This window comes from Lysinibacillus sp. EB106-09-02-XG168, assembly GCF_058791475.1.
Map to the genome: position 1 here is coordinate 4199588 of NZ_JBYTDN010000003.1, position 24565 is coordinate 4224152.

General features: G+C 35.8%; 26 protein-coding genes. 8 read left to right on the forward strand and 18 right to left on the reverse strand.

Features of this window, described 5'->3' with window-relative positions; translation table 11 throughout:
• Positions 1-170 precede the first annotated feature (170 nt).
• Positions 171-1673, reverse strand: a complete 1503-nt coding sequence (locus AC3WSO_RS21325) for a class I adenylate-forming enzyme family protein (protein ID WP_492533487.1) — start codon at positions 1671-1673, stop codon at positions 171-173.
• Positions 1674-2062: 389 nt separating this feature from the next.
• Here AC3WSO_RS21325 and AC3WSO_RS21330 point away from each other — a divergent pair, with 389 nt between their 5' ends.
• On the forward strand, positions 2063-2659 hold the full coding sequence (locus tag AC3WSO_RS21330) for a metallophosphoesterase family protein (RefSeq protein ID WP_492533489.1): 597 nt from the start codon (positions 2063-2065) through the stop codon (positions 2657-2659).
• Between the two features lie 111 nt (positions 2660-2770).
• Here the strand turns inward: AC3WSO_RS21330 and AC3WSO_RS21335 are convergent, their stop codons facing one another.
• From AC3WSO_RS21335 to AC3WSO_RS21355, 5 genes are all read right to left on the reverse strand, one after another.
• The gene (locus AC3WSO_RS21335; RefSeq protein WP_492533491.1) at positions 2771-3352 is read right to left on the reverse strand and encodes a DUF305 domain-containing protein; all 582 of its coding nucleotides are present in this window, start codon (positions 3350-3352) and stop codon (positions 2771-2773) included.
• 104 nt (positions 3353-3456) lie between these two features.
• Positions 3457-3642 carry a cysteine-rich CWC family protein gene (locus AC3WSO_RS21340; RefSeq protein WP_492533493.1) on the reverse strand — a complete coding sequence of 62 codons (186 nt, stop codon included), beginning with the start codon at positions 3640-3642 and terminating at the stop codon, positions 3457-3459.
• Positions 3643-3774: 132 nt separating this feature from the next.
• Entirely contained in the window at positions 3775-3972 is a 198-nt protein-coding gene (locus AC3WSO_RS21345) for a gamma-type small acid-soluble spore protein (protein WP_492533495.1), read from the reverse strand.
• A 15-nt stretch (positions 3973-3987) separates the two neighbouring features.
• Complete coding sequence (locus AC3WSO_RS21350; RefSeq protein ID WP_492534441.1) at positions 3988-4200, reverse strand: YczO family protein; 213 nt, start codon at positions 4198-4200, stop codon at positions 3988-3990.
• A gap of 44 nt (positions 4201-4244) precedes the next feature.
• Positions 4245-4478 carry a hypothetical protein gene (locus AC3WSO_RS21355; RefSeq protein ID WP_197143573.1) on the reverse strand — a complete coding sequence of 78 codons (234 nt, stop codon included), beginning with the start codon at positions 4476-4478 and terminating at the stop codon, positions 4245-4247.
• Positions 4479-4768: 290 nt separating this feature from the next.
• Here AC3WSO_RS21355 and AC3WSO_RS21360 point away from each other — a divergent pair, with 290 nt between their 5' ends.
• A complete protein-coding gene (locus AC3WSO_RS21360; RefSeq protein ID WP_492533497.1) occupies positions 4769-5263 on the forward strand; it encodes a L,D-transpeptidase family protein in 495 nt (164 codons plus the stop codon).
• 138 nt (positions 5264-5401) lie between these two features.
• On the opposite strand, the gene AC3WSO_RS21365 is transcribed toward AC3WSO_RS21360, so the two are convergent.
• Entirely contained in the window at positions 5402-6166 is a 765-nt protein-coding gene (locus AC3WSO_RS21365; RefSeq protein ID WP_492533499.1) for a DUF2935 domain-containing protein, read from the reverse strand.
• 169 nt (positions 6167-6335) lie between these two features.
• Between AC3WSO_RS21365 and AC3WSO_RS21370 the strand changes: the two genes are divergently transcribed.
• A complete protein-coding gene (locus AC3WSO_RS21370; RefSeq protein ID WP_492533501.1) occupies positions 6336-8009 on the forward strand; it encodes a ribonuclease J in 1674 nt (557 codons plus the stop codon).
• A 71-nt stretch (positions 8010-8080) separates the two neighbouring features.
• Here the strand turns inward: AC3WSO_RS21370 and AC3WSO_RS21375 are convergent, their stop codons facing one another.
• Entirely contained in the window at positions 8081-8716 is a 636-nt protein-coding gene (locus AC3WSO_RS21375; RefSeq protein WP_492533503.1) for a restriction endonuclease subunit S, read from the reverse strand.
• A gap of 212 nt (positions 8717-8928) precedes the next feature.
• Here AC3WSO_RS21375 and AC3WSO_RS21380 point away from each other — a divergent pair, with 212 nt between their 5' ends.
• Positions 8929-9318: a helix-turn-helix domain-containing protein gene (locus AC3WSO_RS21380; protein ID WP_492533505.1), complete on the forward strand. Its 390-nt coding sequence runs from the start codon at positions 8929-8931 to the stop codon at positions 9316-9318.
• A 199-nt stretch (positions 9319-9517) separates the two neighbouring features.
• On the opposite strand, the gene AC3WSO_RS21385 is transcribed toward AC3WSO_RS21380, so the two are convergent.
• A complete protein-coding gene (locus AC3WSO_RS21385) occupies positions 9518-10393 on the reverse strand; it encodes a radical SAM/SPASM domain-containing protein (protein ID WP_492534443.1) in 876 nt (291 codons plus the stop codon).
• 187 nt (positions 10394-10580) lie between these two features.
• Here AC3WSO_RS21385 and AC3WSO_RS21390 point away from each other — a divergent pair, with 187 nt between their 5' ends.
• The gene (locus AC3WSO_RS21390; RefSeq protein WP_492533507.1) at positions 10581-10946 is read left to right on the forward strand and encodes a hypothetical protein; all 366 of its coding nucleotides are present in this window, start codon (positions 10581-10583) and stop codon (positions 10944-10946) included.
• Between the two features lie 159 nt (positions 10947-11105).
• Here the strand turns inward: AC3WSO_RS21390 and AC3WSO_RS21395 are convergent, their stop codons facing one another.
• From AC3WSO_RS21395 to AC3WSO_RS21410, 4 genes are all read right to left on the reverse strand, one after another.
• Positions 11106-12503: a SpoVR family protein gene (locus tag AC3WSO_RS21395; RefSeq protein WP_492534445.1), complete on the reverse strand. Its 1398-nt coding sequence runs from the start codon at positions 12501-12503 to the stop codon at positions 11106-11108.
• Positions 12504-12536: 33 nt separating this feature from the next.
• Positions 12537-13694, reverse strand: a complete 1158-nt coding sequence (gene yhbH / locus AC3WSO_RS21400) for a sporulation protein YhbH (RefSeq protein WP_349661055.1) — start codon at positions 13692-13694, stop codon at positions 12537-12539.
• A 360-nt stretch (positions 13695-14054) separates the two neighbouring features.
• The gene (locus AC3WSO_RS21405) at positions 14055-15950 is read right to left on the reverse strand and encodes a PrkA family serine protein kinase (RefSeq protein ID WP_492534447.1); all 1896 of its coding nucleotides are present in this window, start codon (positions 15948-15950) and stop codon (positions 14055-14057) included.
• 220 nt (positions 15951-16170) lie between these two features.
• On the reverse strand, positions 16171-17436 hold the full coding sequence (locus tag AC3WSO_RS21410) for a saccharopine dehydrogenase NADP-binding domain-containing protein (protein ID WP_492533509.1): 1266 nt from the start codon (positions 17434-17436) through the stop codon (positions 16171-16173).
• Between the two features lie 172 nt (positions 17437-17608).
• Between AC3WSO_RS21410 and AC3WSO_RS21415 the strand changes: the two genes are divergently transcribed.
• Together AC3WSO_RS21415 and AC3WSO_RS21420 are read left to right on the forward strand one after the other, a co-directional pair.
• A complete protein-coding gene (locus tag AC3WSO_RS21415; RefSeq protein ID WP_492533511.1) occupies positions 17609-18610 on the forward strand; it encodes a M23 family metallopeptidase in 1002 nt (333 codons plus the stop codon).
• A 405-nt stretch (positions 18611-19015) separates the two neighbouring features.
• A complete protein-coding gene (locus AC3WSO_RS21420) occupies positions 19016-20710 on the forward strand; it encodes a methyl-accepting chemotaxis protein (RefSeq protein ID WP_492533513.1) in 1695 nt (564 codons plus the stop codon).
• 92 nt (positions 20711-20802) lie between these two features.
• On the opposite strand, the gene AC3WSO_RS21425 is transcribed toward AC3WSO_RS21420, so the two are convergent.
• From AC3WSO_RS21425 to AC3WSO_RS21440, 4 genes are all read right to left on the reverse strand, one after another.
• Positions 20803-21483, reverse strand: coding sequence for a hypothetical protein (locus tag AC3WSO_RS21425; protein ID WP_492533515.1), 681 nt, complete (start codon positions 21481-21483; stop codon positions 20803-20805).
• Between the two features lie 174 nt (positions 21484-21657).
• Positions 21658-21780, reverse strand: coding sequence for a hypothetical protein (locus AC3WSO_RS21430; RefSeq protein WP_492533517.1), 123 nt, complete (start codon positions 21778-21780; stop codon positions 21658-21660).
• 146 nt (positions 21781-21926) lie between these two features.
• The gene (locus tag AC3WSO_RS21435; protein WP_079562675.1) at positions 21927-22124 is read right to left on the reverse strand and encodes a hypothetical protein; all 198 of its coding nucleotides are present in this window, start codon (positions 22122-22124) and stop codon (positions 21927-21929) included.
• A 262-nt stretch (positions 22125-22386) separates the two neighbouring features.
• A complete protein-coding gene (locus AC3WSO_RS21440) occupies positions 22387-22881 on the reverse strand; it encodes a YehS family protein (RefSeq protein WP_197143587.1) in 495 nt (164 codons plus the stop codon).
• Positions 22882-23087: 206 nt separating this feature from the next.
• Here AC3WSO_RS21440 and AC3WSO_RS21445 point away from each other — a divergent pair, with 206 nt between their 5' ends.
• Positions 23088-23285, forward strand: coding sequence for an alpha/beta-type small acid-soluble spore protein (locus AC3WSO_RS21445; RefSeq protein ID WP_079562673.1), 198 nt, complete (start codon positions 23088-23090; stop codon positions 23283-23285).
• 75 nt (positions 23286-23360) lie between these two features.
• Here the strand turns inward: AC3WSO_RS21445 and AC3WSO_RS21450 are convergent, their stop codons facing one another.
• Entirely contained in the window at positions 23361-24329 is a 969-nt protein-coding gene (locus tag AC3WSO_RS21450; RefSeq protein ID WP_492533519.1) for a tRNA dihydrouridine synthase, read from the reverse strand.
• Between the last annotated feature and the right edge of the window lie 236 nt (positions 24330-24565).

Below are 24565 nucleotides of genomic sequence, written 5' to 3' on the forward strand. Positions count from 1 at the left end.
TTTCAGCAGATGTTTTTTGTAGCGAAAGACTGCCACTGGCCTAAACCTCTATCGAAAGTTACGGAATTAGGCCGAGGCATCATTGATTCTTCATTCACACTTTATCGATGAGGTTATTGCCCAATGAAGGTATTATTGGCTTTGCTCTTTTCGAGTTTCACTTTACACGCTTAGTTTATAGTGCTGCTTACGCTTGGTCGTAATGAATGCTTCAAAACCTTACCAGAAGCATTACGCGGCAGTTCAGTTAAAAATTCTATTTCATGTGGCACTTTATATTTTGCAAGCTGCTTCTGACAGTACGTCAATATCGTCTCTTCATCAGAAGACTCCCCTTCCTTTAATACAACAAACGCTTTCGGAACTTCGCCATATACTTCATGTGGTAAACCTACAACAGCTGCCTCTAAAATTTCTGGTAGTTGATATAAAACCTCTTCTATCTCGATAGGATAAATATTTTCGCCGCCTCGAATGACCATATCCTTTTTACGATCTACAATATAGAGATAACCTTCCTCATCAAAACGCCCTAAATCTCCTGAATAGAGCCATCCATCTTTAATTGTTCTAGCTGTTTCTTCAGGATTACGTAAATAGCCTTTCATTACCTGGGGTCCTTTAACACATATTTCTCCTACCTCACCCGTTGGTACAGTTTCACCAAAGCTATCAACAACACGGACGTCTGTTTGTGCTAAAGGTTTTCCTACTGATCCAATTTTCGTCAATGCATCGGCATCTAAAAGGGAAGAGGTCGCAGGCGAATTTTCAGTTTGTCCATACAGGTTTTGTACTTTCACATTAAGGAAAGTCTCTTTCACTTGCTTAACAAGCTCATAAGGCATCGGTGCCGCCCCGTAACATAATAAACGTAAATTTTTAAATGTATGTTCCTTAAAATTAGGTGTGTTTAAAATTATTGTATACATTGATGGAACACCAAAGAAAATTGTCGCAGCTGTAGCGGCAAGCTGTGCTAATGTATCTGACGAAGAAAAAGCCTCTTCTATAGCAATCGTACCGCCTTTATAAAACATCGGTATCGCAAATACATGAAGACCTGCACAATGAAATAAAGGCGTACAAATAAACATTCGATCCTCATTGGTCATGTCCATTGATGACGACCATATATCCGCTGTTGAAACAATATTTTGATGAGTTAGCATTACTCCTTTTGGTTTTCCCGTCGTTCCAGAAGTGTACATAACAACAGCAGTATCATGAGGCTCCAATTTGATAACTTTTCTTTGACCTGGATTATTTTTAATAATGTCTTTCATTTCATTGAGCCCTACAATATGTTGAAATGGATTTGCAATCGTTGTGAGTACATCCTCTAACCTTTCATCATAAATAAGTCCTTTAGCTTCTGAATGATTAAAAATATATTCGACTTCTGGAGCTGCTAATTTTGTATTAATGGGCATGACAACGTAACCCGCTAACTGAACACCGATGTAAGCAATTAAAAATAAATCTGAATTGAGCGTATATAATGCAATTACATCATCTTTTTCAAAGCCTTGCTCTTGTAAGTACGTTGCGAATTTTTCTGCACTTTTATAAAATTCACTATAGGATAGCTCTGTCCCATCGTATATCGTCGCAATCCTTTTTGGTTGTTGCATAGCATAGTTTTGTAAAATGTCTGTCATTAACATCGTCATCATAAGCCCCCCAAATCTTTAATTCATTACCCTCAAACCGTACGGAATCACTATAAACCAAATAACAATAAAAAAATTCAGAAAATTACAATTATATTTTATCAATCTATGAAATGGTTGGCAATTTTTCTTCCCATAAAAATATGAGATTCTTAGTGAAAGCCCTGAAGGCACCAATTGGGGACTGAAATAAACTCCACATTATAGTGATGACGAATATGTAACTAAATATACATAAACATTTTACTTTTCTATCAATTTCTGTTAGGTGTATGATATTTATATAATGATTAACTTCTTTCAGCAATTGTTTATGTAGTGAAAGCACAGCGACAGGTACAAGTGTTTGAACACCTGCTGAAAAAAGTTTTAAGAAAGGCCTGATTAAAATGCTGTACGCACTTTTAGGAGATTTACATTCTAATATAGAAGATACGAAGGCAGTTCTAGCCCATATTCAGCACACTGCGAAAGATGCAAAAGTATTAGGATTAGGTGATTTATACGAATGTACTGTAAGTAAGAAAAAAGCACAAACAATGTCGGGTTTATCGCTTCAAAAAGCTGCAATTGTGGAAAATGATTTTGAAAGTTTACTAACATTCCCCTCTATTCGAGGCAATCAAGAGGAGCGAATTACGCACGTAACTGGCATTGAACGTTTTAAAAAGCTACCTGAAACAATGGAGATTGATGGTGCTACGCTTATGCATGGCCATCAATTTCAATGGAGTGTGACGTGGCAACCAACATTTCCGCCATTCAAAAAATCGCTCCTTTTCTTCGGACATAGTCATGAATCAGGTCTTTATCATCGCAATAAAAAATTACGTATTCGTATTCGCTTTGGCGAACCGATCGCATTACAAGAAAAGCAGTATGGCATTAATGTTGGATCAGTTGTCGATCACCGTGAATGGTGTCTCTACGATAGTTCTAAACGAACAGTAACATTTATGTGCGCTCCATCTGTTGAGAAGGATTGATTATTTTAATCCAAAGAAAGCCTCACTCTGCAGTTTCGCTAATATACATAGCACTCACAAAAAACGCTAAAGTCGGCTTCGACCCTAGCGTTTTTTAGCTCCGTGTTCAAACTAGCAATTTTCGCAATCTTTTAAAGCATCCAGTAATTTTTCCATTTCACAAATACGATCGCACATAGTTTTAATCATATTTTGAAGAATCGGTATTAATTCCTGGCAAATACAGAACCTTAAAACATTTTGTGCTAGCCTAACGCCTCCTTGATGGTGAACAATCATTTCTCGAAGGAAGTTTATATTAATATTATTAGATACTGGTGGTAAACTCATTGCTTGGAACATAGCCCCGGTAATTTCTTTGTATGCACACATATATTCATACAATTCACATTCCGAATTTTGTACGATACAGCATCTATTTTGTATCGCTTCCAGGCATTCAACAATTTCAGTACTTGTCGCTATTATTTCTAATGCGAGATTTTGCACAAATAAATTAGTGGTATATCGTAAAACATTTTCCGACATTTTAATAGCAGCTACTTGATGCGGTAATATTTGCTTAATAAAATTTTCTGAAATACTGCAGGTAATTGTCACATAGGTCATGCCCTGCATCATTTTATTGAGGATCCTTTCGTATTCCTCTAAATATGCCTTTGTTACATTACTAAGTACAATTGGTTTAGTCATTAGACACACTCCTTTCAGAGTAATATATGTCCGATAGGTTGTTGTGCGGTAGACAATTGTACCAAATGCTCTTTATTGTTTCGTAACAGCAGTTGAAGTTATTTTTAAGTTTTAAACGATTCATCTTTTTTATATGTATCCAAGCATTTTTGACAAATACATTGCTCTTTAGGTACCTCTTCAAAAATTTCTTTAGGAAAACTTTCTGTCATACACCAGCAATCCTTTTGCCCTTTTACTACCCCACAATGATTTTCTTGCCCACATAACGGACAACGTTTTTCCTTCATTCGTCCACCTCCTTACATGTGCTTATATTTTATAATAAAGCGAGATGTTAATCAGGGATTTTCTTCATCTCAATCGAGAGCTTTACGGCATAAAAAGAGAGGAGTACTTCATTTCATACCCCTCATAATAATTTATTGGCTTTTCCCTTGAATCTCTCGCTTTACTTCTTCAACATCTGTATCACTATATTTTCCCGTACCAACCCCACCGCTTTGGGCTAGCAGTTTTTTCACTTCATTGTAAGATAAACCACTTTCCGCATTTTGTCTTTTTACTTCATTAATATCCGTTCCAGCAGAAGTAAACTGAGCTTCGTTATGATCAGTCATGAAAATCCCTACCTTCTATAATTCATCTGGCTGCAATTCGATCAATTCATCGCCTTCTCGTTCTACTCTTTTATTGAGCTCTCTAACCGGTATAGCATCAACCGTTTGCATATCTTCGTGTAAATCAAAAATACTTATATTATCAGATTCCACCATGTCTGGTTTATCCTTACTCGCTAAGTTCATGAATATCTTTTTTTCATGTGGTACGTTTTTTTCTATGTCCATCATTGCTCACTCCTTTACTTATAGAATGTGCAGTGTTGAACAAATCATGTACCTTTCGTTTTCGAGCTTTTATCGATGCGATGATATTCTGATATTTGAATGACCCGAACATGTCTTGTATGCAGCTCATGATACATCCCTCTACTATCAGTAAAGGATATATATTGATCTCGTTCACTTCGAACTAATGCCTCTGCTTTTTCTTGTGATTCTATATGGATAAATCTCCGTACATAATGCATTTCATCAAAAAAATAAGTAATTTTAAATTCTTTCATAATAACTCCTCGATTACTGGATATGGTTGTTTACTGCTTATCCTATCCAACTAACAGCAGTTGTTATTCTCATGAAAATATAAAGGTATTTTCTACTTCTTCCGCATAACCTGTATTAAGGAAATTATTTTAGGCTCATCATCATAACGTGTGGTTGATTTCCATTCCGGCTGGGCCCTTTCCTGGGGGCGTCCAGCCGGAACGGAAATCAACTTATATATGGGGATATGTTTAAACAAATATCATCCCTACTTTTGGGGATGTGCCTTATTTTATAGGAGGTGATGATTTTGATCCATACAGTTAAAGTAGGAGAAACCTTGTCCCAAATAGCTAGAAATTATCGTACACCGTTGTCGTCCATAATTGCTGCTAATCCAGGGATAGATCCGAATGTACTTTATATAGGACAACAAATTGTTATTCCTGGATTTCCTAATCCAAATACGATCCCTTATAGAATAGATATTTCTACTGAAAATCGATGGCTACGGTTATATAAGGATAATGTTCTTCAAAAGCAATACCCAATTGCGGTTGGAAGGATGTTACATGATACACCTACTGGCGATTTTATAATCATTAACAAGGCTCCAAATCCCGGTGGACCTTTTGGAACAATGTGGATGAGTTTATCTAAAGAGCACTACGGTATTCATGGAACTAGTGATCCTAGCTCTATTGGTCATGCTGTTTCACGTGGCTGTATTCGTATGCATAATAAGGATGTCGAAGAGCTCGCGAGCATCGTCCCAATCGGCACTAGAGTTTTTATTCATCCATAAAAGATCTCCAGACTAAAAACATTCCTAAAATTTTATCGGAATGTTTTTTAGTTTTATCGGTACATTATGCTGATTTATCGGAATAAAAAAGCAACCTGAAATCAACCCTCAGATTGCCATCACTTCCTTTAGTGCAAATTAACCTTCACCTCTAGATTGTGCAAGCTTCGATAAATAGTATTGCTCCTCTCTTAGCATATGATCCGCCATTAGAGCTGTAAACGTTCCTAATACTTCTGCACTTAACTCCATTTCCTCTAACTCGCGTAAAAACGTTTTGAATAATTTCATTTCTAGATCTACATCCTGACTAAAGCGAGTTAATGCAGGGAAAGAGTCTATATTTGAACGTAAATATCCTGTAAGCTCCACTGCTTTTAAATAAAACTGTTCAAAATGTTGGGCAAAGGTAGTACTTTTTTGTCTCAATCTTCTTTCTACAGCATCCAAATCGTCATGAATAATACCTGCATGTCCTGAAGCATCTAAAAGCCAGAGTAAGTGATGATGTAGCTCATGAAAGATTGGTGGGACTTCGCCCTTCTTCAGATAGCTAAGTACATTTTGATATTCTTCTAGTTCATTCACCATGTGATTAATAAAGGTAGGTGATAAATGGATATTAATATTTCCCGATAATTGCTTTCGCAGGATATAAAATTTAAATTGCTTTAATTGCGCTACAGCTTCATCGACAGTGAGTGAAAAAGAAACCGCATTATTGGCATCGATCGAATTCACATAGGCAAGAAGCTGAGAAAATTTTTGAATAAATGAATTTGCTCTTTTTATATCCTCTGTTTCCGATGGATACAATGAATCATGAATAAATTGAGAATGGTCTTTTAATATCCTTAGCCAAAACCTATGTTCAAACATCGCATGCTGCAAGTAATTCGACAACCAGTCACATCCCCTTTGTTCTCTACGCTCCTCTATTCTATTCTTCTTGAAAACGTAATATTATTGCCAAATGTTCTTTTCGTATAGGATGAAACGCTTAAAGCTATACTACATAATGCGAAAAAAATTAAATGACATCAAAACAATTGAAAATTAGGAGGGGATATACTTGTCCACAAAAGAAAATACACTATCGATTTTCGCCTTAGGTGGCATTAATGAGATTGGTAAAAATATGTATGTAGTACAGTATGGGAATGATATTTTAATTATCGACTGTGGCGCTAAATTTCCAGACGAAAGCTTATTAGGCATCGATTTAATCATTCCTGATATTACGTACTTACAGGAAAATAAAGAGAAAATTAAAGCGTTAATTGTGACACATGGTCATGAGGATCATATTGGCGGTATCCCTTATCTGCTAAAAAAAATAAATGTCCCTATTTATGCAACACGCTTTACGCTTGGTTTAATCCAGCTGAAGCTGAAAGAACATAAGCTTTTAAGAGAGACAGAATTAATAGAAATTCATTCCGATTCATCTTTAAATTTCGGACAAGTTGACGTTAGTTTCTTTAGAACAAACCATAGTATACCTGATTGCTTAGGAATCGTTATGAATACACCTGAAGGAAATGTTGTACACACTGGCGATTTTAAATTTGATTTAACACCTGTCAATGATCAGTTTGCAGATATTCATAAGATGTCCGAGATTGGATCAGCAGGTGTACTAGTGCTTATTTCTGAAAGTACAAATGCAGAACGACCTGGTCTAACGCCTTCCGAGAAGCTTGTCGGTAATCATATTGAGGATGCTTTTTTACATGCCGACCGTAAAATTGTTATCTCTACTTTCGCCTCTAATGTTAATCGCATACAGCAAATTGTAAATGCAACGATTGCTACAAATAGGAAGCTTGCATTACTTGGTCGTAGTATGGTGAATGTTGTAGATGTCGCACTTGAGCGAGGCTATTTAGACATTCCAGAGGATTTGTTACTTGATGCACGCGAGGTGAAATATCTCCCCCCTGAAGAAGTTGTTGTACTATGTACGGGAAGTCAGGGAGAGCCATTAGCTGCACTCTCTCGCTTAGCAAGCGGCAATCATCGTGAAGTGAAAATTTTACCTGATGACACAGTTATTTTAGCTTCATCACCTATTCCAGGGAATGAAAAAGGTGTTTCACGAATCGTTGATAATTTATTCCAGCTAGGTGCGAAAGTTATTTATGGTTCCTCTAGTCATACAGGTATGCACGTTTCTGGTCATGGTCATCAGGAAGATTTAAAACTAATGCTGACACTAATGAAACCTAAATTTTTCATACCGATTCATGGTGAATTCCGAATGTTACATCAGCATCGTTTACTAGCTGAGTCCGTTGGTGTCAAAAGAGGGCATACGTTTATTATGAAAAACGGGGATGTTGTTGATATTGAAAACTCCACGGCTAGACAAACACGTAAAATCCCTTCAGGTGATACGTATGTCGACGGTATCGGTATCGGTGAAGTTGAAGGAATAGTTTTACGCGATCGCAAACAGCTTTCTGAAGACGGCATGCTTGTCATCGTAATCACACTTAATAAAGTAGATGGTGCCTTTATTTCAGAACCAGATACAATTTCACGAGGCTTTGTTTATGCAAAAGACTTTGAAGAACTTTTAACGAAAGTAAATATTCTCGTTAAAGAAACGGTAAATGAGCTTCAGGAAGAAAATAAGCAGCAAATACATGTTTTAAAAAGAGAAATCAAAAGAGCTGTCGGTCAGTATCTATTTTCACAAACAAAAAGAAAACCAATGATTTTACCTATAATCATTGAAATTTAAAAAAGTCGGTGTAAAGGCACAAGCCCAAACACCGACTTTTTTTATCCCGTAAAATTAAGGCTGTGATGGATTTATTTATGCTCACTATTAAAAATTTTATATAACATATGATTGTAAAGATACTGAGCCTGATGAAACCCATGATGTAAACTTTTTGAGTGATGTTCAACTTGCACAGAAACATTGTCAAAATGCCGCGATAACCCCTCTACTGCAGCCAGCAATGACTCTTTACTTTTTAATAATTGCTGAATCGTATTTAAAATTTGCACCATTTTATATTGGATATCTATCTTCGGAATATCAATCGGTATATAGTACAAATGCTGCCATTCTTTATTCACTTTATACCATCTAAAAAAATGTAATAAATAATCACTTAAAACAATTGTTTCATTTGGAATAATCGCAACGATATCGCTTGCAATATATAGTTCAGTTTCACTCTGATATATATATTTATTGGTGTCCTTCAAATTAGCATTAGTAAAAATGATGGTTTTAGCTGGTACTGGTGCATATTTGCAATGTTCTTCAAAGGTAATATTAACTTTTGGTAATTGCTCAATTTCACCGTCTAGCATTAACTTTTTTAAATTATCTGCTGTAATGAATGGTACACCGATGTTTGTAAAGTACTTTTTGCTCGGTATTATTTTTCCCTCCTCTATTTTAGCAACCTCATGTAATCGATAACGCTTTACCATGCCCGAATCCTCCAATCCTTCACTTAATTAGGTATACTCTAAAACAAGCTACTGAAGAATCAATCACACTGTTTTACACAAGTCTTTTCTCATAATAAATACTCCCACTAACCATTGTACCATTTTACTATAACATTTTGTCTATTATACCACTATAATGGTATAGGCATTTTTAATGTTTTTCACTAGCTTTTTACATAGAGGTGAATCATATGTCAGACTTTTTAAAGCTAGTAGGCGAACAACTCCGTATTATTAGAGTTTCAAAGGGGCTTAGTCAGGAAGAAGTAGCAGAAAAAACGGGGAAACTAGGTTTTAGTAAAGGACGAATCTCAAACATTGAACACGGGCAATCTAATATCACATTAAGCACTTTAGAAACGCTAATGAAAGCATTAGATATTGCACCTGAGGAGCTTTTTAATTTTCAAAAATTATCTGGTGTCACTGATATTGAAGAAAAGAACATTATGCTTGACATACATCGATCCGTTTTAAGGGAGCGCAATTTAGACGAAGTGAAATACGTAGTACGTATTACGAATGATTTTTTAAATACGATTGATTCACAATCAAAGAAAAATAGCTCCAATAATCAATAACGTTGGAGCTATTATAGCGAGCTATAATTTTTTTCTTAATGTGTAGAGCTTCCGATGAGCCGCTTCGCTCACACTTAATAAATCGCATATGTATGAACAAGTGCCTCATTTTTAATGTGGAATGCTCTATTTGCTTGAATAGAATAAAAACCCCTATACAAAAAAATCCATTTAGTCTGAAACCAAATGGATCTATTTATTACATTCCAAATTTTTGACGATAGCCGCATTTTCTACATAGCTCTTCAACTGCTTCTCTACGTGAAAATCCATCGACAATATTATTTGCACGTTCTCCTTGAACAATGTCTGTGAAGGATTTCTCGTTCACATTCCCCAAATTAATGACACCCTCACCGTCAAGACAGCAAGGCACTACTGTACCATCCACTAAAATAGCAGCTTGACTTCTAAGCGCATGACAAAAGCCTTTTCCTTCATCCTCAGGCTCCAATAAGCTTGGCCACTTAAATTCATGATCCTGATTTAAATAAATATTATTTGCAATCTTTACACCTTTTCCAGGCTGTACTTTTTCTTCGATGCGATAATCCAGATTATATTCATTTTCTAGAATTTCGAGTGTTTCACGATTTCTTCGTGCCGCAATATCTGTCACATTATCCTTTTGTAAATTCCATAAGCGATATGAAATAATCGTATTATAGTCTTTTGAATCACGCACAAAGTCTAATATATCCCCTAAGTATTTCTCACGATTTTCCGATCCTTCATGACCGTCGAAACTATGCAATGAAAAATTGATTTGGCGTAAAGCTGGTTTCCCTAATATCTTTTCACGATTCTTTTTAATCAGTGTACCGTTCGTTGTAATATTAACTTTAAAGCCTTTCTCATGCGCTGCGTCAAGCAACTGATCAATACGCGGGTGTAAAAGTGGCTCTCCTTTTACGTGCAAATAAATATATTTCGTATGAGGTCGTATTTCATCTAATATTTTATTAAATTGTTCTACTTTAATAAGTCCCTTTGCACGAGCAGTTGGAGGACAAAAGCTACATGCTAAATTACAGACACTCGTTATTTCTATATAAACCTTTTTAAATGTTCTCAACGTTGATTCACCGTTCCAGTTCTTCATATATTCAAATCCTATTCATTTTAACAAATTTTACGATAAGGAACAGTTTTTCAGTCTCCATCCCCTCACATTATTTATACTTTTTAGGGCCACATGAACAAGGAAACCTAAGAAAAATTAATAACTTAATAGTAATGCTGAAATAAAGGAGGTGAAGACTATGTCTGACTATAAAGCTGATAATGAACGTTCAAAAGATCCTTCAAAAAATCATATTACTATCAATTTTACTATTAACATTGGCAATACAGATATCCATGTTGAGCAAAGGGCTAAAGGTGGAGGACAAATAAATAAAGATGTAGGAACCAATGCCAACCAAGGCGGCCAAAATGCTATAAACGGTAGCACTAGAAATGTAAACTCCCAATTTGCCGACGGAAACGGCAGCAGCGGTATTGCTGGTGACAATAATGACGAAGCTGGCGGACAACAAGGAATAAAAGTAAGAGACAGCGTAGTAATCGATAGCGATATCCACTCATCTTCGAATCATAGTGAAAGTAGTGAAGATGAAAATGAATAAAGTTTATTTGGGTACAGCACCATAATTGTTATAAGTTGATCTTCATTACGGCTGGGCGACTCAGCGCCAAAACTTCTGTCGCCCCCTTGGAAGCGCTCTGTCAATAATTAAAACTTCTATCTGCTGGAATATTTTATACCAACAGATAGAAGTTTTTTGTTACACATTACGCTTATAATTTTTTGTTCCATCATATGAATAAAGCATTGGCTTTCCATCCACATATGTTTCTAAATGAACAGGACGACCCCATAGCTGATAAATATATGGCAAAACGTTCTCTAAATAGTGCGGATCAAGCTCCATTCCCTCAAAGCCATGCGATAAATAGAGCTCTCCATTGCGAAGGTAATCGCCATTTTTAACGACGATATACGGGAATCCCCCGTTTACACGCATCGATACGAGCTGATCACGTACCATTTCATAATCCTTATCAGTAATACGGTATTCATTCCCCTTTTTCTGGAACAAATAAAGATCCTCTCGTTTTGCTAAATCCTTCGTTAAATAGTTGCGTATAAAGGATATGTCTGACTCTATCTCTCTTACCTCAAACATTTTCTCTCGACCTGAGTTAGGTTGAACACCTAGTTTTCTCATCTCTTCTGTCGGATTATTATAGTGGTTTTCAATATCCTCGAAAATTTTCACACCAAGGTAGTAAGGATTAATCGTCGTTTTTGAAGGCTGCACAACACCTGCATTTAATTTCGCATACTCAATCGTTTCAGCTGTCGTTAGCTTGAGCTCACGCATAATACGTTGATGCCAAAAAGAAGCCCAACCCTCATTCATAATTTTTGTCTCTAATTGTGGCCAAAAATAAAGCATTTCCTCACGCATCATCGTTAGTATATCTCGCTGCCAGTCCTCGAGCTCTCGACTATGCTCCTCTAAAAATAGCAATAAATCTTTTTCTGGTTTCGGGGGAAAGTGCTTTATTTTTCGCCTGATCGATTTATACTCTTTTTCCTTTTCATCTAACTTCCATAGATCATCATACGGCGATTTTGATTGAGAAATCTCCTCTTCAAATTCATCCTCCGTATTCCAAGCCAATTTTGGTCGTAAAAGGGATGGATCGATATGCTCCTGAATCGCTAAAATTGCATCTAAAAACTGCTCAACTTCATCCTTTCCATATTCTCTTTCATAACCAGCTATCCTTTCAGCTGTTGCCGTCATGCTTTCCACCATATCTCTTCTAGTATTGGAGAAGCGTACATTATTTTTAAAGAAATCGCAGTGCGCCAATACATGCGCAATAATTAATTTATTTTGTGTTAACGTATTTGTATCAAGTAAAAATGCATAACATGGGTTTGAGTTAATCACTAGCTCATAGATTTGACTTAGCCCTAAATCATATTGAAGTTTCATTTTATGGAATTGTTTACCGAAGCTCCAATGTGAAAATCGAGTAGGCATACCATATGCGCCAAATGTATAAATAATATCTGCCGGACAAATTTCATAACGCATCGGAAAGAAATCTAAGCCAAAGCTTGAGGCAATTTCTGTAATTTCATCAATCGCTCGTTCAAGCTCTTTCATCTCCACTTTTTAGTCCCCTCCTTTGAACATGGTTTATGATTCACTTTTTTTGAAAAAGCTCTTTAAAGCATCGTATACATCGCCTTTTTTTCTCAAAATATGATACCTAAACTTAGGATCATCTACTTTTTTATAGGTGTACATAAGTGTAGAGAAGCGGTTATGCTGATTGACTTCCCCATATCCAAACATGCTCGATACTTCCATCAACTCTCCCACTAGCTTCAAGCACTTTTCATTATCCATTGATATATTTTCACCATCTGAAAAATGTACTGGATAAATATTGTAGCGAGAAGGATTATATTTTTCCCGAATTAGCTCCAATGCCTTTATATAAGCAGATGAACAAATCGTTCCACCACTTTCTCCCTTTGTGAAAAATTCTTCCTCTGTCACAACTTTTGCCTCTGTATGATGCGCAATAAACTCAATTTCCACGGTTTCATACTTGGAGCGCAAAAATTTTGTCATCCAAAAGAAGAAGCTCCTAGCACAATATTTTTCGAAGGAACCCATCGAGCCACTTGTATCCATCATGGCAAGAACTACTGCCTTCGATTCAGGTTTTTCCACTTCATCCCACGTTTTAAAACGCAAATCATCATTATGAATCGGCGTAATTTCTGGTTTTCCTTTCATCGCATTACGCTTTAGCGCATTAAGGATTGTGCGCTTTTTATCGACATTTCCCATTAAACCTTTTTTTCGAATATCGTTAAACTCGATTTTTTCCGTTTTAATATCCGCTTTTTCTTTTTGCTGTAGGTTCGGGAGCTCAAGCTCGTTAAATAACACATTTTGAACCTCTTCAATACTTACTTCAGCTTCATAATAATCATGGCCTGGTTTGTCACCAGCTTCTTTTCCTTTACCATTAGCTTGATTGCCTTTGCTAGCATCACGTGCAACCACATCACCTACATTACTGTCTCCTTGCCCTTGCCCAACATGCTTAGAGTTATCATAGTTATATCGAATTTTATATTCATCAAGTGAACGTATAGGGATTTTTATAACCTCGCGACCATTGGACATGACAATACTTTCTTCACTAACTAAATCAGGTAAATTATTTTTAATAGCATCTTTTACTTTTTCCATATGCCGTTGCTGGTCCTGGTGCCCTTTACGATGGAGGGACCAATTTTCCTGAGAAATGGCAAAACGTTTATTTTCGTTTTCAGTCATTTTTATCCTCTCCCATCTATCAAATTCGCTTTTTCTATACTATGCTAGTGATTCACTTTCTTGAACTTTTTTAGAAAAATCAATTACACTTCGTGGTTACTTCACCTATGGCAAAACTAAGTGAATGAAGATGAAGATTAATTTCACCTTGACGTAATTGTAGTTGTCGCTGTCGCTTTCGCACAGATAAAACCTTATTATTGCTGTCGCACAGAAATTTGCCACAGTACATGGCGAGTTCCTCTATTTCAGTAGTGTTTGGACACCCACTGAATGAAGATAAAAGGAGTGTCCTTAAATGGACACTCCTATTCACTCCTATCAATAGTCTTATAATTCCCTCTGAATAGGTCAAAATTATTAACGATTTAACAGACTACCTACATACTGCAATAATTCATTAGCAGATGTTGTATTATAGCCATGTTCATCAACAAGTCTCGCTACAACTTCATTAATCTTCTTAAGCTGTAATTCATCTGGCATTTTTGAAGATGTTGTAATTTTTACGACATCCTTGAGATCCGCAAAGAGTTTCTTCTGTATTGCCTCTCGTAATCTTTCATGCGAATTATAGTCAAAACGCTTACCTTTTCGAGCATAAGCAGAAATACGAATGAGTATCTCCTCACGGAATGCTTTTTTCGCATTTTCCGAAATGCCAATTTGCTCCTCGATAGAGCGCATTAATTTTTCATCTGGATTCATTTCCTCACCAGTCAATGGATCTAAAATTTTATTTTTATTACAAAACGCTTCTACATTATCAAGATAATTATTCATTAATGTTTTTGCAGACTCTTCATATGAATAAACGAAAGCTTTTTGCACTTCGTTTTTCGCAATTTCATCATACTCTCTTCGAGCAACGGCAATATAGTTCATATATTTTTCTCGATCTTCCTGAGAAATCGAAGCATGCTGGTCAAGCCCATCTTTTAGTGCACGCAGAACATCTAATGCATTAATGGATGGTACCTCTTTTCGGATAATAGCAGAAGAAATACGATTAATAATATACCGTGGATCAATACCGTTCATGCCTTCGTTCGGAAACTCTTTTTTAAGCTCCTCTAAGTCAACGGAATTAAATCCCTCCACATTTTCTCCGTCGTACAGTCGCATTTTTTTAATAAGATCCACACCTTGTTTTTTCGGTACTTCCAGTCTTGTTAGAACCGAAAAGATTGCTGCGGCCTTTAATGCATGTGGCGCAATATGAACATGGGACATATCGCTTTCTTTAATCATTTTTTCGTAAATCAATTCTTCCTGACTAACTTTTAAGTTATACGGAATCGGCATCACAATAATACGTGAATGTAATGCTTCATTCTTTTTATTTGAAATAAATGAGCGATACTCCGTTTCGTTTGTATGCGCAACAATTAACTCATCTGCACTAATTAACGCAAATCGACCTGCTTTAAAATTACCTTCCTGCGTTAAAGATAATAAATTCCACAAGAATTTTTCATCAAGCTTTAACATTTCTTGGAATTCCATCATACCTCTGTTTGCCTTATTCAGCTCACCATCAAAACGATAAGCACGAGGGTCAGATTCTGAACCAAATTCGCCAATTGTTGAAAAATCGATACTACCTGTTAAATCAGCAATATCTTGCGATTTAGGATCTGATGGTGTAAATGTTCCTATGCCTACACGTTTGTCTTCCGAAAAAGTAATACGTTCAATCATCACATTTTCAATGCGTCCATCATACTCCTTTTCAAGTCGCATCGTATTTAAAGGCGATAAACTTCCTTCAATTCGTATACCATACTCCTCGTAAAATTCATTACGCAAATGATGTGGAATTAAATGTAGAGGATCTTCATGCATTGGACATCCTTTAATTGCGAAAACCGCGCCTTCATCTGTTCGCGAAAATTGTTCAAGTCCGCGTTTCAACAAGGTCACTATTGTTGATTTACCACCACTTACTGGTCCCATTAATAACAAAATACGTTTTCTAACATCCAATCTTCGTGCTGCCGGATGGAAGTATTCCTCCACCAGTCTTTCAATTGCTGTTTCAAGCCCAAAGATTTCTTGCCCAAAAAATTTGTACATTTTTTGCCCATCGCGTTCCTCTACACCACTACACTTTATCATATTGTAGACGCGTGAATGGGCTGTTTGAGCGACTTCAGGTCTTTCCTTGATGATGTTTAAGTAATCTGCAAATGTACCTTCCCACTTTAGGCGATTTTCTTCTTCGCGATAGCTTTTCACTTTATCTAAAATGTTAATAGCCTTCCCTCCATTCAGGGCTTGATTTATAACATAGTATGAAGGAAATGACATTATGATACCCAATACTTTTTTGCATTCTTTAAAGATTTCTATGTAAAGTGCCTAACTACACCATTTCCTAAAGGACTTTACTTTGAAAAATCAACTTATTGCCCAGAATGAAGATAAAAAAATCCACCTACATTATATCCAGTAGATGGATTAAAAATATTTAGTTTTAACGCTTTCTCTTAATTCGTTCTAATAATAATCCATCCGACTGATTATTTTCGCCTATGACAAAGTCCTTCATATAATAAGTTAAATAATTACCAAACTGATTTGTTGTGTTTTTCAATAGTTCATCAACATAATAAGCACCTTTTTCAATTTTATCCATTAGTACAACAGCTAAAGATGCATAGACACCACATGCAACTTGAAAATACGTAGCATTCGTTTGATACTGAGAAAAGATCTCTTCGTTTTTCATAACATTGTACATAAATTTCTCACGGTCTTTATAGACAAGCAGAACACCGCATAAATCCTCTCCTTCTAATGGAGCATTAAGTGGATCAAGCACCTCCATTTCAAAATCCCATAAATTATCTAAATCATCGATATTAGATTCTATTAACTCTGTCGTATGGTCATTGACTTTATATAGGAACCCACTTTCCACATTCAACATTTTCCCTAAGCTATACACCTCTTCATGAGGCATTAAACAGCCAAAAAATTGTTTATCCCCTAGATTCACCTTAAATTCTAAATCATATACTTTTTCATAAAGAAAAAGTGGAGTCCTTTGACTCATGAACATGGGATAGCTCATTATGGCTTCATCTAAGAAACATTCCGGTGACCAAGTTGTATAAATAACATTTTTCTTGGCTTTGCTTTTATCCTTAAAGAAAGAAGTATCATGCTCAACAATATAGCAGGCTAATAATGCATCATCGTTTACTTCCTTTTGTAATTCAAATGTCATCCATTGTACAACACCAGGATTCATGCCAGAGCAAATTATTGCAACAGCATTTGAAATTTCATCTTTATATTTTTCTAAATGCCTAATCCTTTCAATTAAACCAAAACCCTCATACAATTCCTCATTTTCATCTATAAATGGATTTTCTAAAGCTGTATTTATATAATCAATGCCCAGATTATTACAACATTGCATCATTTCTACTGTATCCGCCCAAGAAACATCAATGACAACAGTAGTATTTGTTTTTTTCAGATGTTCCATTAATGTCGATTGATCAATTAAATCAAATTGATGAACGACAAGCTGGTTTCTTAAATTTGGATATAGATGCGCAAGAGACTTCTGATTAATTTCCCTCTTGTCTACTAAATGAATTAAGCTTTTTTCGATGATAGGATTAATAGAATCAGACTTGTCTTGAACTGTTTTATTTAATATCGCAAGTACTGCTTTTGCAACACCTCCACAGCTACCTAGTACTGTAATAGAGTTGTTATATACTACCATTCTATAACCTCGCTTTCGTATACATAGCATATGTATTAGAAAGCATTTGCCTTAGGTAGTAATCTGTAAATAAGCGTTAATAGATTGACATTTTATGATTATTTATAGTGTACAAACTGACTTATGAAAAAAATTTTTTCGGTTATTCTAACTGTAGAAAGGAGGTCCACTATTGAATCGCCATTTTATATTCCTTTTATCATGGATGTTATTATGGAGTTTTACTCCCCCCACTGTCGCGTTCGCAAAAGAAGAGCCCACACAAGAAGAAATTGTGCAGCAACGTATGGCCCATTACGTACAATTTGACGAATTACTCATCCCGTGGCATTTCTTAGCAGCCATTGACCAATATGAACGCAATTTGCAATCCGTTCGTAAAGATATTCCGAAACGGGATAGTATTATTTCCATTCAATTTTCTGATGAATATTGGTCAGGTGCTTTAAATCCTGTAAGAGATGATACTCGCCCAGAAACCATTAGTTACTTTGGTGGGATGGGACTAGATGGCAACGGTGATGGAGTTGCCAGTCCAAAGGATGATATCGATACAATATTCTCCATGGCTACTTTTTTAAGCAAATTTGGAACAACTGATGAAGACTTTAAATTAGCTTTATGGGAGTATTACGGAAGCGAACAGGCAGTAAATCAAATCTTCACCATTTCCAAAATGTATAGTCATTTCAAAACAACAGAGCTTGACGATCACACTTTCCCACTCCCTACTAATTACGATTACAGCTATCGAAGTACATGGGGTGCAAATAGGGGCTGGGGTGGACGCCGTATTCATGAAGGCACAGATGTTTTCGCTAGCTATGGTACTCCAGTGCTATCTACCTCTTATGGAGTAGTGGAAATAAAGGGCTGGAACCAATTCGGTGGTTGGCGTATAGGAATTCGAGATAATCATAACTCTTATCATTATTATGCCCATCTCGGTAGTTATAATAAGAAAATTAACGTAGGAGACCTTGTCGAACCTGGAACTGTTCTCGGTACTGTTGGTAGCTCTGGTTACGGTAAAGAAGGAACGTCTGGAAAATTCCCGCCTCATCTTCACTACGGCATCTACAAATTCAACGGACGTACAGAATGGGCATTTGATCCATATCCATCCTTACTACAATGGGAACGACAAGCAAAAAAAGCAAAGCAAAAACAGTAATTAAAAAAAGAAGGATAGATAAAATTGACTTTTTCTATCCTTCTTTTAGTTATTTGTTCATACCATATCCCTCCTATAATCGCATTGTTTTTCGGAACAAATATACCATTCAAACTAAAATATAGATCATAATAGCAATGATTTTATAGAAGCTCATCAGTTAGGTATAAATACATAAAAGCATTAAAAAAACATCCTAATTTTTATTTAGACGTATATATTTAACTATCTATCATTCATAACTAGGATTTGTTATTGTACTAAAAAACCATTTTTAAATTTTTCCATTAAAAGGGCTTATGTATATATCTAATTAGTTATAAAATATATTTGTACTATAACAATTATTATTTCGATTTTTTTACAGTTCTACATTGAAAATGAACAATAAAAGGATGGGAAAAGATGAAGGGAATATATCAGTTTAAAACACTTAAAGCCCGAATTTTAAGTGCATTTCTTCTTTTAATCGTATTAGTTGTTGGTTTCACAGCATATACGTACATTTCTAATGATAAGATGGAAAAACAAGCAGAAGGTTTAGTGGAAGAAGATTTACAAGTCTTAACTGCAAGTAAAGATTTAGCAATGTCTATGAGTGTTCGTCTCTCTTCAGCTTTAAGTTATGTTGTATCAGGTGATGAAAAATACATAGAAACATTTAATGAATATCGTCAAATTGCTGAGGAAAGTAATAGTATTGTAGAAAAATACGAAAATACACCTGAGCGTGCGGCACTAGTAGAAATGGCACGCACATGGAGTAATCGCGTAAATACCGAAGTATTCGATGTTTATAAAAAAGGGGATAAAGAATTAGCATTAAAAAATTTAACAGCTATCAATAATCTCGTAACCGATGTTCGTGTTGGTTATGAAGAATTGGCCGATAAACGTTCAGTCGCCATTACTAAGGTAGGGGATGACGTAGTATCAACAAGTTTAAGCAATAAAACAGTTGGGTTAATTGTTAGCATTGTATTGACAGTCGCAGGTATCCTAGTCGCTATTGTTACTGCTAGCAATATTTCTAAACCTATTACAATTGTCTCAAAGCGCATGAGCGAATTAGCGGATGGCAATCTGCAACATGAACCCCTTCCAGTAACTCATCGAGATGAGATTGGTCAATTAATGATTTCTGCAAATAATATGAATGAAAAGTTAAAGCAAACAATAAGCTCCATTCATACTGTTTCCGAAACAGTAGCAGCTAGTAGCGAAGAGCTGGCCCAATCGGCTAATGAAGTACAATCAGGTACAGAGCAAATTACCGTAACAATGCAGGAGCTAGCCTCTGGCACTGAAACACAAGCATCGACTGCAGGTGATTTAGCCGAAACAATGACTTCTTTCCAACGTAGTATTCATGAAACAACACAAGAAGGCATTGAATTAAAAGCGCATTCAAATCATGTACAAGAACTAACAACTACAGGTAAAGGCTTAATGGTACAATCAACACAACAAATGACAACCATTAATGAAATTGTTTTAGATTCAGTAAAAAAAGTTGAAGGCTTAAATGTGCAGTCTGCTGAAATTTCCAAGCTTGTTTCTGTCATTGATGATATTTCAAATCAAACAAATTTACTGGCCTTAAACGCTGCCATCGAGGCAGCTCGCGCAGGTGAACACGGAAAAGGTTTTGCAGTTGTAGCCGATGAAGTCCGGAAGCTTGCAGAAGAAGTACAGTATTCTGTCACGGATATTTCAACAATCGTCAACCGAATACAAGGTGAAACTGGCAATGTAACAACCGCTCTACAATCCGGCTACGAGGAAGTAAAAAGAGGAACCGTACAACTAAATCAAACAAATGAAACATTTGAACAAATTTCGGAAGCTGTTGAGGAAATGATTCTTAACATAAATACCATTTCAAGCAATTTAAATAAAGTTGCTCAAAATTCCAAATCCATCAATGTCTCCATCGATGAAATGGCTTCTATTTCACAAGAGTCTGCAGCTGGTGTAGAACAAACAACAGCAACTGTAGAGGAAACAGCTGCTACTATGGAGGAAATTTCAAGGGGTGCAAATCATCTCGCTAGTATGGCTGAAGAACTAAATAGCCAATTACAGCATTTTAAAATTTAAAGTTCAAGGTGGTACCTGATTACTTCAGGGCGATTCTACTTAAAAAAGCTATCTCGACATATTCGTTCGAGATAGCTTTTTTCACCTTAATACTAATGCCTAACTGGTACCCTTTCCAGCTCATAACGATTGATTATCACGCTAATCTTCTGAAACCATTCCTCACATAGCTCCAGCACTTCTTGATACTCATCTTCTTCTCTTGATAGAGGCTCACTGTTATCCATAAAAACATATTCTAAAATGGGATCAGATAAATTATCAGCTACAATTTTCAACATCAACAAAGACATAGTGTCAGACTCATAGTCCTCGTTACCTAATTCCTCTTCTTCTATATCCATATCTTCGCCAAGTAATAAACCACTTATGAAGTTATTGCTCGTCCTAGCAATGTACATGTCGTCCTCTACTATAGCTACTTCATATATTTTTTCGAATGGAATTTCTTTTTTTATCAAATCTTCTTCTAAATCTTCTCTACTTGCTAGGATAAGTGTATTTGTAGGTTCATTTAATAATAAAGCACTTAAACAATCATTTGAGATGATGCACTGTGTATGAGGGATAGCCATAAGCTCCTCCTCACTCGCCTCTTTCATTTCATTTAATGTATTGATATAGATAAATCGTTCTTTCACATACCGAAAAATCCCTGCTATTACTAGCCCTAAGCCAATTAAAAAATATGCCTTACTAAATATAGCCGTTTCGACTGAATTTGCTAGTAATATATAGATCATCCCAAGAAATAAAATAAAAAAGGTTTTCATCCATCTCCCACCCTCAAAAAGATAATCGATAGGATTATTTCATCCATATTAATAGAAATTTTATTCTAACGATTATCTTTTCATTCTTAATTTCTATAGGAATTATTCGCGCTACTAGCATCTGAACTTTGAAACGGATTTTTTGTTCAGTTTTAAAATAGAATGGAGGATATCTTAATTGTAGCTTTCTTGTTCCATCGTAAGCTCTACAACACTTTCTGTTTCCTTTGCAGCCTTATTCGAAAGCATCGTCGTTTCCACAACTCCTGCTGTAATCTCCTTAAAAAATGCAGACAAGCTAATCCAGCAGAATTCGACCCATTGCTTGCGCTACAAAAGATATTTCCTTAAAAAGTTAAAACAGCTACAACATAATATTTGTAGCTGTTACTATAATTTAAAATAATCAATTACCCCTAAATGATTGTTCATATTAAAAATACTTATCCGTTTAGTGTCATGACTAAAACTGCCGGTATAAATGACACAGCAAACATACTCGCATACCACATCGATGTACGGCGTAATGAAAAACGAACTTGTTTCTTTTCTGCATAAAAAATGTCTATCATAATTGCAGCAACAACAAGTGGGATAGTAACACATGCGATAGCAACTAATAAAATTTTTAAACTGAACATAAAAGCACCCCTCTGTTCGTGAACATTTATTTTCCATCTTTGTGACAACTTTATGTCAATTTCAGTGTACACAATTCCGTCACAAATTGTCAACTACATTCGACTAAGAAAAATGCGCTTTTTACAGAAAATTTTCGCCTTATTATAGATTTTTTCGTAAAAATCCTCATAGATAAAGCAGCTGCAAAATTGCAGCTGCTTTGTTCATGAGTAATTTGTTGGTTATTAACTAAAATTACCACTTGACTAAGTTCGAACCATTTTAGTCTCTATATTTATATGTTAACCCTCTTAAAAAATTCCTTACAAAGCGATCTCCACATTCTTTATAGTTACGATGGCTTGGATTTCTTAAAATGGCACCTAATTCGCCTTTCGAGACGCTAACGCCACCATCATATAAGATATCAAGCATCTCCTCACTCGTTAAGGCTAACGCTATCTTCACTTTCTTTAATAGCATATTATTAGGGCTTTCTTTTCCTGAAACAGGCGGTGGTCCTTCTGGTTGACCAGATTTAGGCTTTTGCGGACCTCGTTTAAATGTAATAAATCCATTTAAAAAAGCCTCTACCATTTTATTATTACATTTAATGTATTCTTCTGGCGCTTCTTCCTCATCATTAACTTTAATAAGCATGTTCAATACTTCTTCCTTCGTAAAATCCATACCGCCTAGCTTAAAAATTTCAACCATATCTTTATTTTTGATATCTAATGCATATCTTAAACGAATTAAAATATCATTGTTTGTCATTTAAAAAACCTCCATTTTAACTGTAAAGCGCTTCTAACAATCGTATCTTCAAGATTGTAGTATTACTTTATTATAGCAGAGACATTCACAATTTTAGCTAGCTTTCCAAAAGTTACTTTACTATAGTATTTAGAATGCGCATTTTACTTTTTTAAATGTATGATTAGCCAACTCTCGACCATTCTAATCACAAGGAGGTGAGAAAAATGGCTAATCGTAGTTCAAATAAACTTCTAGTTCCTGGTGTACATGAAGCTGTTACTCAATTGAAATATGAAATCGCACAAGAATTTAATGTACAATTAGGGCCAGAAGCCTCTTCTCGTGCAAACGGTTCAGTCGGAGGTGAAATTACAAAACGCCTCGTAGAAATGGCTGAAAAACGTTCAAAAGGTTTATTATAATAATAAATTTCAAAAAGAACGAATCCCTTTTATTAATTGGAATTCGTTCTTTCATGTTTTTGCAGTTACATAACTCTATTCAACATTGTTTGATTCGAAGTTATCAAGTAATGTACGCACTTCATCTGTTGATTTCGTGTTCATCAATTGATTTCTTAATTCACCAGCTCCACGGAATCCTTTGACATAAATTTTGAAAAAGCGATGAAGCCCAGAGATTGAACGTGGTAGTACTTCCGCATATTGATCTTGAAGATCAAGCTGAAGTCTTAAAAGATCAAGGTACTCTTTACTGCTATGCTCTTTCGGCTCTTTTTCAAAAGCAAAAGGATTTTTAAAAATACCTCGCCCGATCATAACGCCATCAATGCCATATTGTTCAGCAAGCTGCAGCCCAGTTTGACGGTCAGGAATGTCACCATTGATTGTTAGTAGTGTATTTGGTGCGATACGGTCACGTAATTTTTTGATTTCCGGAATTAGCTCCCAATGTGCATCTACTTGGCTCATTTCCTTTCTTGTACGTAAATGAATAGAAAGGTTCGCAATATCCTGTTTTAAAATATGCGTTAGCCATTCCTCCCACTCATTTACCTCTTTAAAGCCAAGTCGTGTTTTCACGCTGACAGGTAGTCCCCCTGCTTTTGCTGCTTGAATAAGCTCTGCCGCAACGTCTGGACGCAAAATAAGGCCACTACCTTTCCCTCTCGATGCCACATTCGGGACAGGACAACCCATATTAATATCGATGCCTTTAAAACCCAGCTCCGCCATACCAATACTCATTTGACGGAAATACTCAGGATTGTCCCCCCAAATATGTGCCACCATTGGCTGTTCATCTTCTGTAAAAATCAAACGGCCTCGCACACTTTTCATGCCCTCTGGATGACAATAGCTATCTGAGTTTGTAAACTCTGTGAAAAATACGTCCGGTTTACCGGCTTCACTTACTACGTGACGAAAAACAACATCCGTCACATCTTCCATTGGTGCAAGTACAAAAAATGGTCGTGGTAAATCACGCCAAAAATTATCTATCATTTCAAACTCAATTCCTCTCAATATGGATACAACTTTAAACTCTCAATCAAAAATATGAAGCCAAATGTTCTATTTCATTTACACTTATATCATGCTCAATAACTGATTATCAAACACAAATACATTTGGCATTTATAATTTTAAAAAATCGGTAATGTTTATTTTAACGAAAATCGCCCCTGAATGGTATGTTTATAAACAAAAAGCAGATGGCATAGATTTTTGAACTGACCCCC